Raw genomic sequence first — 14,193 nt, forward strand, 5'->3', positions numbered from 1 at the left:
AATATTTTTAAATAAATTACGAATATATGTTCTGCTTTTGGTGTTTTATGGTATAATAAAGGAAAGAAGGGGGTGGAAATGAAATCTAAAAAAGGAATATGTAACCTACCAAATTAAGGTCAAGAAAGGTTATAAGTTATACTCTTACTTCCCAGAAATATGTTAAAACGCAAAAAATCTCTACAATACAATAAACTTCTATATTTGCTAGTTATATACGGCCATGCGTACTTAAAAGCTATTGCAACCACTTCAACAAGAAATTCTCCATACATTACAAGTATATATAGAAGTTATGAATGAAAATCAACTTCTTATGTATCAAAAACGTGTGCAAAGCAGAAAAATTTGGCAGAAAAATACAAATAAATTTTACCAATATTGGATATTTTATATACAAAAAGGTTTTCTAATTTTGTAACTATTGCTATAATAGAATTAGTAAAATTATAGTTGATTTTACAATTTTCGCAGATTGATAGGAGGAATATTTAATGGCTGGACAAATTCGTATGAGCCCAGAGGAGCTGAAATCAAAAGCAGCTCGTTATGGTAACGGTGGTAATCAAATTGAGGACATTCTAAGTGATTTAACACGCTTACAAAGCGACTTACGCGGAGAATGGGAAGGTCGTGCATTTGAAGGCTTTGACCGACAATTTATCGATTTAGCACCAAAGGTAAAAAACTTTGCCCAATTACTACATGACATCGAAAGACAATTGAAGGATACAGCAGATGCTGTGGCTCGTCATGATGAAGAATTATCTCGTAATTTTGGACTTAGCTAATTACGGTGATGTTATTAGTTGAGGGGATTTTTCATGCTTTACATATTAACGGGCGCGAGTAAATTCTCTTAGTAGTGAGCCACGCAGCAATGCTGCGTGGCTTACTTATTGAGTTTGTTTGTAAAAAAAGGGATATATTACCTCGAGTTTATACTAAAAAATAAATGTTCAGCAAAAAGGTATAAGGTAGCTTGAAGTTTGTTTGCATTGATCTCGCATGAACGGACAGTAAGGCTCCTATTAATGGAAGTTTCACTTTACCTTGGGCATTAAAAGGAGTATCCGTTTTCGCAACCACCAAAAGCAAACGAATAACAGGACATAGACAAATAGTGTTTACTAGCAGGAGTGGTGATGTGTGAAGAAAATAAAGTGGAGCGTAGTATTTTTTATTATACTGACGCTTGCGCTGTCTACTGGAACCTCCTTTCTAGCGCTGAATCAAGTGAAGAAAGGAAAGAGCGATAAAGACACGCAAAAAATGACGGTTGCGCTTGTTAACGAAGACCAAGGTGCAAGCCTGGGTGGCAAAAAGATTGAATTTGGTAATGAGTTTATTACGAGTGTTGAAAAAGATACTACCCATGATTGGTATGTAGTTAGCCGCGGGGTAGCGGAAAGCGGACTAGCGCGTAACGTTTATAATATGATGCTCGTTATTCCGAACGATTTTTCACAAAAAGCATTATCAATTGAGTCGAATGCACCGGAAAAAGTGACGCTTAACTACAAAGTAAATGCAACTGGTAATAATGATGTGAAAGCAGAAGCGGAAAAAACAGCAAGTTCAATTCTGGAAGATTTTAACCGCCGAATTATCGATGTGTATTTTGCTAGTATTATTGGAAACTTGCAAAACGCACAGGATAACATTACAACTCTTGTAAAAAAAGAACAAACTTACAGCAATATGTACAATGATGAGGTTCAGAGCCCACTAGCTGGTTACACACAGCAGTTTAAAAGTGTGCAAGATCAAACAGGCGTGTCGAAGTCCAGTTTTAAGGGCTTACAAGATATTTTAAACGGGTTTGGCAACAATTTAAATGAGGGTATGAAATCCAATCAAACATATCAGACAACCTTTGGTGATTTCAATAAAATGAAGGAAGCAAATGGCCTTGTTGTAAAAGACTTCATGACGCAGCTGACTCAGTTTGACCAAGGTATGAATACGACAGATGTCTCGCAGCGATTTGTTAATTTAGAATCAGCGAATAAATTAATCTATGATCAATTTCAGTTGAAAGAAGATAAGCCTACTATTTTATCGGATTCAGATGCTATTAAAACGTATTTTGAGGGTAATGGTAAAAAAGTTCGTGATTATAGCACAGAGTTGGCCAATAAATTGGGGCCAGACCTAGAGAAAGCAATAATCGACAAGCTGAAGCAGGAGATTCCAAATTCCTCTGAAGGTAAAGTCTTTGATGAACCCGATAAACGTGTGAATAAAAAAATCAAAGAGCTTATTGATGGGTTGCCTTCGTTAAATCAAGATGATATTAAAAATATTGGTTTATCAGATGGGACTAAGAAAGAACTGGAAAATGTTATTGCCATCACAAATGAATATATCAAGGAAAAGGAAAAGGAAAAGGAAGAGGAAGAGGAAAAACCTTATATACCCAAGCAAAATGGCATTCCGCTTGCGAATATGGTACAAGATGTGAAGAAGAAGCTAGCAGAGTCAGGTGTTGAAGTAACAGATAAAGCAGTACTACCTGCTACGAAAAAAGCAGGGCAATATATCACATTAAATGTACCAGAAACTTATGAAGTGACAAGTGTGAAACTGACTATGGGAGAAGAAAAAGGTTATACTCAGGAGTACCTTGAAAATAAAAAAATTGTTTTACCAGCTACAGACAAAAGCGATTTCGAAATCAAAGTGACATTACGTTTAAAAGATGTTAACAGTGATATTTCTATTTTTGAACCTGTAACTTGGAGTTGGAATTTGATACAAGAGGACACGGATAATGTCCTAAATCAACCACCACCTGTCATAAAACCAAGACCATCTGAACCGCCTATATTAAGTCAATCACGTGCAATCGCTAATCCGAAGTCTTTGAATAAGGTAGAGAAAAGTGATAGCCAGACAGGGGGAAATGACAGTCAAACGCAAAATGGTACTAGTCAGCCAGGAAAAAATAACGGCGAGACACAAATAGAACCGCCTCCTACACAAGATAAAAAAACAGGTACAGAAGATGAATGGAAACCTGTAAATAACAATTACATTACCCACCAAGTTATGTCACCGTTAGATAAGAATGAGGATCAAAATGTGACTAATAAACTTATACAAGCAGTTGAAGAGACGATTAAAAATTATCAAAAATTATCCAGCTTGTATAACTTGTATTACGGTATTGATGCGTCAGTTGATTTACCAGATTTTAGTCAAAAATCACTTGCGGATATAGCTGGTGAAGACCGTGAAGATAAAAAATATCCATTATACTACCTGTTCAACAAAAGCAATGCACTTGACTTACTAGCAGAATATGTTGCTAAGCAAACGACAGAAAAAATAGGTGAACAAAAAACAGATTTGAAAACCAAAGTAGATGCTTACAGTCAATTGGTTGAGGAAGCAGGTGAAAAATCTCAAGACTTAACAAATGCAATTGAGCAGACAACTAAGCAAGCGAGTGTAATGAATACGGATCTTACGCAGACCCTAAAAGATTTAGTAACATGGCGTGAAACAAGCCGTAAGCTAATTGAACAGCAAGGAAAAGTTGTGACAAATAGCGATGGTGAGCAAACGGCGACACTTGCGTTAGACGGGGCATTCAAATCTATTTTTGCACAAAGTCAAACACTGGCTGATCAATCGAAGGGTAACTTAATATCAGCTGACGATGTGTATAAAACGTTTGATAATATCGATAACCAAGCGAAAACGATTCAAGATAGTGGAAATAGATTAGTGAATCAGGCAACATCGCTTTCGATCGATCTTAGTAAGAAAGTGCTTGATGATAAAGATTTCTCGAAAAACTTCACAAAAGTTCTCGCGAATAGCCGTGTTGGCGAACGACAAAATGAAAACTTATATAGCTTCCTTGCAAATCCAGTGCAAACGAAAAATGATGGTGTTGTTGTAGCCGCAGATGCGTTTACACCATATTTATTAGTGCTCATTTGTTTTATTGTTTCTCTATTTACAGCTTATGTCATTTCAAACCAAGAAAGAAAGCGCATAGAAGAAAGTGCTTTTGAGGAAGAGTTGTCATTGGTACTGAAAAACGTACCAACTACGACTGTTCAAGTTGGTATTGGAATTGTGGAAGGGATTCTAATTGGCGGCATTTCAGGCTATTTATTGAAAATTGGTCATGCGAAATTCTTAGTATGGATCAGCATTTTTACCATCACTATGTTAGTGCTGGTTCTCATTTCAGGTTACTTATTACGCCAAATGAAGATGATTGGAATGTTCATTCTACTAGCTACATTTAGCCTGTATCTGTTCCTGACAGATGCAGTTGGATTGAACCTTGATAAAATGTCGACTGCTGCTAAAATACGTGAATTTTCACCACTTCAATATATTGAGAGTATGATCACTGGTTTTACAAATGACCGAGCAGATTGGCTGACTATTATGTATGGTTTAATTGCAGTTGCCGTTATTGGCCTCGTGGCAAACTTGTTTGTCATACACAAATACCGGGAAGAAGAAGGGGATGAACATGAAGCTGATTCTCATACGAGCTAGTTTCATTACTGCTTTTTTGTTGCTTATTCTTACACCGGTGTCCATTCACGCTGAGACGGATAGCTATCTTGAACATAACGGGAAGATGGATTTGAAAACTGATCGTGTTGAACAGACGAACCAGGAAAAAATTGAAAAGGAACAAAAGGAAAACCAAGAAACTGAACTCGATAAATATGCACCAGGCTTGTTTAAAGAACAAACAAAAGATGCAATTAAAGAGAAGCAAAAACAAATAGAGGGCGACACGAAATACTTAAATGATTCATTATTTGTGACATCAAACAAGAAGGATACAACTGTGAAGAATAAACAGAACAGATTGTTTGCTCAAAATTATACGGTTAGCACTGCTGTTAACGCTAGCCAAAACACGAATCAACAAGAAACGGATCCTATTAGTAAGCAAATGATAGGAATCCTAGCTGCTGTGGTATTAACAATTTGCTGCGGCATTTATGTTGTAATACGGAAAATTTGGCGGTAAGGGAGAAGAACGTATGGCAGGACAAACACATATTAATGTCACAATTGACTTTAATAAAGGGAATGGCAGATTATATGATCTGCGCATCCCTACCCATCAGCCCATCAAGCAGCTGCTTATGAACATTGCTGAGGCGTTGAAGCTTGATGTGATGGAAGTTTCTCGCTGCGCTGTTAAGGTTGTGAATAAAGGACTGTTACTAACTGATGATGATCGATTAATTGATTATCAGATAACAGACGGGGATATATTAAAAGTTTTGTAGAAACATAAAAACCCCTTTCTTTATAGGCGGGCGAGAGCAACTGGACGTGCGTAGAATCGGTCAGGGCCTGTTTCTGCCACGTGCGAGGTTTAAAACAAAGGTAGAAGGCGAGAGCAGGTCAGGTTTTGTTTTGCATAACAGTGACTTATGTGTTGAAAAAACAAAATAGATTTATATAGGAATGTAAGTTGAAAAACTGATATAAAATCCTTTCGTTTGGGTGGACAAGAGCAACTGATCGTGCGTAGAAGCGGTCAGTGCCTGTTCTTGCCACGTGCAAAGGTCAAAACAAAGATAGAAAGAAAAAGCAGGTCACTTCTACATAGCAGCGACTTATATGTGAAAAAACAAAATGGACTCATATAGAAAAGAACATGACAAAGAGGAGTAAAGGACTATGACAGAAAGAACGATTCAGCTAGATTCGATGCAGTATCTATTTGAAACGACTGAACATGTACGGAAATTGAAGTTATCGAAATCACAGACGCGTGTAAAGGACGTACGGCAACTGGAGTTAATCACGGAAAAATCTAATTTCTTTGTACCAGCTACAGTAGAAGATCATGAAGATATGTTTACGTTTGAATTCGACGTTAAGGAATATACAAGGGAATGGCAAGATGTACAAAAACTAGGTAAAAACGATAAATTACGACTATTGCTTAATGTTGCTCGCTTTCAAGAGTGTTTACAAACTCGAAAAACTTTCTTCCTTCATCCAGACAATATCGTATTCGATGACAATTATATGCCATATCTTGTTTATCGTGGTATTCGTGATATCGTACCACCGTATCGCTTAGATGATGCAAAATTTTTACGCCAGTATAAATGTTTAGTTGTTGCGTTATTCTCGAAGAAATATAGTTTTGATGAGTTATATTCTGGTTCATTGGAAAATGCGAAGGATACAGCGTTTGATCGTAGTGTTGTTGATACTAGTACGTTTAATGATCTTGTAAAGTTGTTAAATGATCATTACAGAAGAGAACAAACGACAACAGAGAAAAATATGCAGCTTGTGCCGAAAAAACGATTCCGTTTATTTAAACGATTATCCATTTCGATGATTGTTGCTTCGATTGTTCTTGCTGTGCCGCTTGGCTATTTCAGCTTTGTGAAAATGCCGTATCAAAATAAATTGTTAGAAGCAGATAAGAATTTCTTGGCGACAGACTACGATAAAGTAATTAACACTTTAAAGGAGCAAGATCCTGAGAAACTACCAGATGCCTCTAAGTATGTTTTAGCTTCTTCATACGTGAAAGCAGAAAAATTAACAGATGATCAAAAAGCAGCAATTATGAAGAATGTGAGTCTAAAAAGTGATAAAAATTATTTACTATATTGGATTTACAACGGGCGCGGGGATTTCTCGAAGTCTTTAGATCTTGCGAAATATATTGATGACCCGCAATTGATTATGTACGGATTAATTAAACAAATCGAACAAGTGAAAAACAATCCAAAATTAACTGGCTCGGCACGTGAAGAAAAAGTACAGAAATATCAGAAAGAATTGGAAGAATACCAAAAGAAATACAATACAGATTCCTCAGGTGACTTATCAAATAAAAATCCATCAGGAAATAAAGCGAACTAAGCATTATACGAAATAAAAATACAAGAAACGGGAGATAGAGATGGTACAACTACTAACAATTAGTTACGGCAATCAACTGCATAAATGTCATCTTAATCCGGAAAAGCGCGATTCAGTCACAATCAGTAACGAATGGTCCGATACTGTTACATACGCGGACTTAGAAACGCGTGTAGTGGTGAAGTGGGATGGCGAAGTATGGAACATTGAGAATGAAGCCTTACGTGTAAATGAACATGTGACAATAGATATCACGAAAGAGAAACAAATGCACTTTTACTTGACGGAAGCAGGAGAAGAGTATGTGTATGATACAGCGTCCAAATATAGTATTTCGTTTGGCGCAACAGATCGTGATGATGTGATGATTAAGAATATGAAAGCTAACTTACTGTTTATCCGTGAAACATTAGGAGATCGTTTTAAGGTTGTTGTCAATGACGGCTATGTATATCACAACCTTTTCCGTATTACTGGTGAGGAAGTGCTTGAACCGGGCGATCAACTTTATTTTGACGGTATAACAATCAAAGTTGGTAAAGAAGATATTCAAATATTAGCTTCATCTAATCGCGTTACAGCAAAATTAACACCTTTAATCGAAGCTGATAATGATTTTGGTGAAGAATATCCGAATTATCATCGTTCCCCGCGCATTATTTATCGTGAGCCAGAGGAACAGATAACGATTGGAAAGCCATCTCACCTACCGTCAAAACCAACTGAACAGCTGGCACAGATGATCGTACCGCCGATTGTGATGATTGTGTTGACTGTAGTAGTGGCACTCTTTCAGCCGCGCGGAATTTTTATTCTCGCATCACTAGGGATGACAGTGGTAACGGTAATTATTTCATTAACCACGTATATAAAGAATTTAAAGAAATACAAAATTGACATGAAAGAGCGGAACGAAAGTTATCAAAATTATTTGAAGCAGAAAACGCAAGAATTGTATGCTGCAAGTGAAGAACAAAGGCACGCTCTGGATTATCACTATCCAAACATTGAACAAATTCGTGATATGGCAGTAAAAGTAGATTCTCAAGTCTATGAAAAAACAATGTTACACCATGACTTCCTAACATATCGTGTTGGATTAGGACGTGTTGATTCTAGTTTTGAGATTAAGTTTAGCGAAGAAGAGTTTACGCAAAACAAAGATGAATTAGTAGAAGCTGCAAAGGACTTACGTACGCAATATAAGAGTTTAAAGAATGTACCAGTTGTGACAGACTTAGTAAATGGTCCAGTAGGTTATATCGGACAACGAAAATTAGTAATTGAACAGCTGCAAATGCTCGTTATGCAGACAGCTCTGTTTCATAGTTATTATGATCTACAATTCATTACAATTTTCCCAGAAGAAGAAAAAGCAAATTGGGATTGGATGCGTTGGTTACCGCATGCGAGTTTACGAGATATTAATGTTCGCGGGTTCGTTTATCATGACCGGAGCCGAGATCAGGTATTGAACAGTTTGTATCAAATTTTGAAAGAACGTAAGTTAGCTGTGGAAGAGAAAGGCAACTCCAAAGAAAAAGTGTATTTTGCACCTCATTACGTTGTATTGATTACAGATGAAAAACTAATTTTAGATCATAGTGTAATGGAATTCTTTAATGAAGACCCAAGCGAACTTGGTGTATCTCTCATCTTTGTAGAAGATGTTATGCAAAGTTTACCAGAACATGTAAAAACAGTTATAGATATTCGCGATGCGAAAAACGGGAACATCATGTTAGAAAAAGGGGAATTAGTAAATCGCCACTTTACGCTCGATCACTTCCCAGATGGCTTCAACAAAGAAGATATCTCTCGTGCATTAGCACCGCTGAATCACTTGCAAAACTTAAGAAACAGTATTCCAGAAAGTGTTACATTCCTTGAAATGTACGGTGTTGAAAAAGTTCACGAATTAAACATTAAGGGGCGCTGGGCGAAAAATGAAACATTTAAGAGCTTAGCTGTACCGCTCGGCTTACGCGGGAAAGATGACATCGTAAACTTAAACTTACATGAAAAAGCGCACGGACCGCACGGATTAGTCGCAGGTACAACAGGATCTGGTAAATCGGAAATTATTCAATCGTACATTTTATCCCTTGCGGTGAACTTCCATCCATATGAAGTAGCATTCCTACTTATTGACTATAAGGGCGGAGGAATGGCGAACTTATTTAAGGACCTACCGCATTTATTAGGAACAATTACGAACTTAGACGGCGCCCAAAGTATGCGTGCCCTTGCATCGATTAAAGCAGAATTACAAAAACGTCAACGCTTATTTGGCGAACACGATGTAAACCATATTAACCAATATCAAAAACTATACAAACAAGGCAAAGTGACAGAAGCAATGCCGCACCTATTCTTAATTTCGGATGAATTCGCGGAATTAAAAGCAGAGCAACCTGACTTTATGAAGGAATTAGTATCAACAGCACGTATCGGTCGTTCCCTAGGAATTCACTTAATCTTAGCAACGCAAAAACCGAGCGGGGTCGTAAATGATCAAATTTGGAGTAACTCCAAATTCAAATTAGCACTAAAAGTACAAAACGCATCTGACAGTAATGAAATCTTAAAAACACCAGACGCTGCAGAAATTACACTGCCAGGGCGAGCGTACTTACAAGTCGGAAATAACGAAATTTATGAACTGTTCCAAAGTGCATGGAGCGGGGCGGATTATATTGAAGACAAAGATGATCAAGAACAGCTAGATACGACTGTTTATGCAATCAATGAGCTTGGGCAGTATGAGATTTTGAGTGAGGACTTGAGTGGACTCGGAAATAAAACAGAAATCACAACTGTACCAACTGAACTTGATGCGGTTATCAATTACATTCATGATTACACAGAAGAAAACCGAATTGAAGCATTACCAAGACCATGGTTACCACCGCTTCCAGAGAGAATGTTCCTGCAAGACTTACATCTAGTAAACTTTAAGGAAGCATGGACAGATGAAAAGAAACCATTACGAGCAACAGTTGGTTTACTAGATCAGCCTGAACTACAAGCGCAAACACCTCTTACATTAGACATAAGTAAAGATGGTCACGTTGCAGTCTTCTCAAGTCCAGGATACGGAAAATCAACTTTCTTACAAACAGTCATTATGGATATGGTGCGTCAGCATAGTCCGGAGCATTTGCATGTGTATTTAATCGATCTTGGTACAAATGGTCTGTTACCATTAAAAGGATTACCTCATGTGGCGGATACAATTACAATTGACGAAACAGAAAAATGCTTGAAATTAGTAGAACGATTAAATCAAGAAATGAAAATTCGTAAGCGCATGCTAAGTCAATATGACGTAGCAAGTTTAGAAATGTATGAAAAAGCTAGTGGAAACAAAGTTCCGAATATCATTGTAACAATTGATAATTACGATGCAGTAAAAGAAGCTAGATTTTATGAACAATTTGAAACGCTTATGATGCAAGTTGTCAGAGAAGGTGCAAGCGTAGGAATTCATGCATTGATTAGTGCTGGAAGACAAAATGCACTACGTATTCAATTATACAATAATATTAAATTACAACCTTGTCTGTACATGATTGATCATACTGAAGTATCAAATATTGTAGGACGATCTGATATTAGGATCGAAGAAGTTACAGGCCGTGCAATGATAAAACTGGAACATCCTACATTATTCCAAGCAGCATTACCAACAACAGCAGAAGATGCACTGCAACAAATTCAATTACTGCAACAAGAAGCACATGAAATGGATGAAGCATGGCAAGGAGAGCGTCCAAAAGCAATTCCAATGATGCCAGAAGTAATTGATTTAATGACATATCGTAACCATAAACAAGTGAAACAAGCATTACAACTTGGACAAATTCCAATGGGTCTTGATTTTAAAGAGGTGGAAGTTGTTGCCCATGATAGCGCGGTAAATGACCACTTAATGATTTATGGTGTAGACGATAGTATAAGAAAACAAGTCGTATCAAGTATCATTTCTCAAACGAATAAAGACTACTTTGAAAGTGTAACGTTAGTAGACACGAGCGACTACGGATTTATTCAATATAAAGAGAGTGTAAGCCACTACATCGTAGTAGAAAATGATGTGAATACTCATCTCAAGCATTGGATAGAAACTATTCGCGAACGATCCAATGAATTATCACAAGCAAGACAAGAAGGTAGAGAAGTACCAACATTCACAAAACAACTCATTATCATCGCAAACGTCGAAGAATTTAATCGACTTGTTTACATCGAAGACGCAGCAGCAGCAACCCTAATAGATTTATCTCGTGCAGTAGGCATTTACTTTATCTTTGCTGGTCATCATGAATATATGGACCGAAACAGAGATGCATTACCAATGAAAATGCGAAGTAAACTAACAACAGCAATTATCGCAATGCCTTTAAACGACCAAAGCATTTTCAGCATCAAGTATGTAAGTAACGAACCAGCTTTAGGAAAAGATGAAGTATACTATTACGTAAAGGGAAATATTACTAAACTTAAAATGCCAAGAGTAATGAACGAGGTGACGGTATGAAGAAGAAAACGAAAGTTAAGGGGATGATTATTATGACGATAGTCGCGTCTTTATTAGGGGGATGTGGTTCATCTAAACCAGAAGCTTTAAAGGGAACGAAAATTGAGTATGAAAGATTAGTAAAGGCGTTAGATGAAGGGGATATGCAGACGGTAATGACTCCGAGTGATGATGGGTATGCGTATGTGCAAGAACAAGGTATATACAGTACGTATGAAGAAAAAGAAGATGGAGAGCACAGTAAAATAATCTATCAAACTACAGAAGGTGTGTATAATACGAAAGATAAAAGTCTATATGGAGACACAACGCAAAACATTGTTACTGATATAAAGAATGAAAAGGAAGCATGGACAAATAAAAATTACAAAAAGGAAAATGTATATAATACAAATATTCTGTATAAAAAGGGACAAGGGATAAGCTCGAATCAAAATCTAGATGTTTCAACTGTGAAATTCATTATAGATCGTTTACAAGGAATTGGAAAACTAAAACCTAAAGATGATAGACAAGGATTTGATGAGCCAAAGAGAATTTATTACAGCTTAACAGAATCACAATTTCAAGAAATAATTAATGATAAACTGCAATTACAATATGATAAATTTAGAAATGCAACAATTAGTTTATATTTTACTCAAGCTAAAGATTATAAAGAAAATCCTATGGAAATAGATAACATAGACATAGTAATTAATTATGACAAAAAAGCTGAAGAAGGTAAGATGTTGCAGCATGGGCAACAAATAATAGTGAATTTTAGAGATAAAGAATACAATACTGAAAATGCGAAAACAAAGTACCTAGAGTATGAAAAAAGTTTTAATAGCAATAAATAAATTTGAAGGGTGTGATGACGTATGGCGGATACAGAGGTTTTCCAATTATCCAATGCAGTGGGAAAGCTACAATTAGCGGCGAAGGATATTTATGATTTTGACCAGAATGAAGATAGATACACGGATAAATCGACAGCAAAAAAAACATTAGAAGAAAGATTCAATGCTACACTTGTAGATTCTCTGACGGATAAAATTACTGGATTTGGAGGTTATGCTCTCCAAGATAAAGCCACAGGTGAAGTTATAATAGTATATGTAGGAACGAAACCAGATCAAATCTCCACCATTTTGACGGATGTTGGAATTGGTGTTCATAACTTGACTAATTCACCAAAAGTTGGAGGATCTATAGCGTATTATGATTTAGGAAATTATTTTTACAAAAGGGTTAAGAACAAGCCGGAACTAGCAGGTAAACACATAACTGCAATTGGACATTCATTAGGTGGAGGAACAGCTAATACAGTTAAAATGAGAAATCAGAAGGATAATCTCTCTGTAGTAACTTTAAATCCGGCCCCTCTTTTGAATAAGGACGTTATAATATACGGTAATGGTTCTAAGCTGAAGGATGTTATCAATTATAGAAATCAGAATGATCCTTTGCATATGGGCAATGCAATTGGAGATTTTAGAATTCCTGGACAGGTGCTTACGATGGAGAATGGGGAAGGCCATTCCTATAATGCAAAGAGTAGTGCTAAATATTTTGATAAAGATGGACAGCCAATTTTGAGCAAGTTTAAAATTGGGAATGATACAGGAGCTGATAGGACTCCCGGTTATACTGAGCTGGCAAGATTAGCAGCAGCGGTGTATACGGGTATTACCGGGAAAGAAGCCCCTAGTTATATGATGGAAAGTCAAATCAACTCGATACTAAATGTTCAACCATTTGGTAAAGTAATATATGGAGTAACATACCTTGCAGATGTTAATTCAGCCGTGGCTCAGGAAATGAGCAGGTTCGTAGCTAGCCACCCGAATTTAGGTGCAGCCTTAAGACGCGTGGACACGTTTAGGGGACAGAGTATAGCACTTGGTTTAGTAGCTATAAATGAAAGCGGCAAAGCAGTAGATAGAACAATAGATTCGATTGAAGCAAAAATGTATGCGGCTAAAGAAGAGGTTGTGGAATTTAGTACACTAGCTATAGATAAAATCGGTGATGCAGTAGATGCGGCTAGAGAAGAGGTTGTGGAATTTAGTAAACTAGCTGCAGATAAAATCGGTGATGCAGTAGATTCGATTGAAGCAACAGTAGATGCGGCTAGAGAAGAGGTTGTGGAATTTAGTAAACTAGCTGCAGATAAAATCGGTGATGCAGTAGATTCGATTGAAGCAACAGTGGATGCGGCTAGAGAAGAGGTTGTGGAATTTAGTACACAAGTTATAAATGAAATCGGTAAAGCAGTAGATGCAGCAATCGACTTGATTGAAACAAAATTAGCTACATGTAAAGAGAAAGTGTTAGAAGTATTAAAAGCAGCCTTTAATGCAGCGATAGATTTTTTTGCGGGAGCTCTTATGGTGTATTTGAACCCAGGTGAAATTATGGCAATCGCAAGAGAAGTAGCACCATCTCTTTTGAAAGATATTGTGGATGTGTTTAAAGGTGATTTTGTCATCGATACAAATATTACAGCAGTCGTAGAAAGTCATATAAGAGGATATCGTCAATCACTTCTTACTCTCTTTATGAGCGATAGCAGAAAAGGTGTAGATCGTTCATTGCTTGGTGAAATTTCTAAAGATGTGAAGGAGCTAGCAAAAGATTTAAGCGAGTTAAAGGAGGATGTTTCCTCTGCAGTTACTTCCATGATGGCAAAAGATGAACAGTTAGGGACGGTAGCATATTATTAATAGGTTCTTAAAGTGGTTTGAAAGTTTTGGATATTTATAGAATATATAAGTAAGGAGAAATGT

Annotated in this window: 8 protein-coding genes; all 8 read left to right on the plus strand. The window is 36.8% G+C overall.

From position 1 onward, the window contains the following. The first annotated feature begins 494 nt into the window (after positions 1 to 494). The 8 genes from BM350_RS16505 (at position 495) to BM350_RS27630 (ending at position 14,130) form a co-directional block, all read left to right on the plus strand. Positions 495 to 791: a WXG100 family type VII secretion target gene (locus BM350_RS16505; RefSeq protein WP_090919272.1), complete on the plus strand. Its 297-nt coding sequence runs from the start codon at positions 495 to 497 to the stop codon at positions 789 to 791. A gap of 358 nt (positions 792 to 1,149) precedes the next feature. Continuing rightward, positions 1,150 to 4,524, plus strand: a complete 3,375-nt coding sequence (gene esaA, locus BM350_RS16510; RefSeq protein WP_090919275.1) for a type VII secretion protein EsaA — start codon at positions 1,150 to 1,152, stop codon at positions 4,522 to 4,524. Next, entirely contained in the window at positions 4,499 to 5,011 is a 513-nt protein-coding gene (gene essA, locus BM350_RS16515) for a type VII secretion protein EssA (protein ID WP_090919278.1), read from the plus strand. Before esaA ends, essA begins: the two co-directional genes overlap by 26 nt. A 13-nt stretch (positions 5,012 to 5,024) precedes the next feature. Next, entirely contained in the window at positions 5,025 to 5,276 is a 252-nt protein-coding gene (locus tag BM350_RS16520) for an EsaB/YukD family protein (protein WP_090919281.1), read from the plus strand. 397 nt (positions 5,277 to 5,673) lie between these two features. After that, entirely contained in the window at positions 5,674 to 6,882 is a 1,209-nt protein-coding gene (gene essB / locus BM350_RS16525) for a type VII secretion protein EssB (protein WP_090919284.1), read from the plus strand. Positions 6,883 to 6,922: 40 nt separating this feature from the next. After that, positions 6,923 to 11,422, plus strand: coding sequence for a type VII secretion protein EssC (gene essC, locus BM350_RS16530; RefSeq protein ID WP_090948274.1), 4,500 nt, complete (start codon positions 6,923 to 6,925; stop codon positions 11,420 to 11,422). Then, positions 11,419 to 12,264, plus strand: coding sequence for a DUF3952 domain-containing protein (locus BM350_RS16535; RefSeq protein WP_090920723.1), 846 nt, complete (start codon positions 11,419 to 11,421; stop codon positions 12,262 to 12,264). Before essC ends, BM350_RS16535 begins: the two co-directional genes overlap by 4 nt. A 21-nt stretch (positions 12,265 to 12,285) precedes the next feature. Continuing rightward, the gene (locus BM350_RS27630; protein ID WP_244548027.1) at positions 12,286 to 14,130 is read left to right on the plus strand and encodes an alpha/beta hydrolase family protein; all 1,845 of its coding nucleotides are present in this window, start codon (positions 12,286 to 12,288) and stop codon (positions 14,128 to 14,130) included. Positions 14,131 to 14,193: the final 63 nt, after the last annotated feature.

This window comes from Bacillus sp. 103mf (assembly GCF_900116295.1).
Classification (GTDB): domain Bacteria; phylum Bacillota; class Bacilli; order Bacillales; family Bacillaceae_G; genus Bacillus_A; species Bacillus_A bruguierae.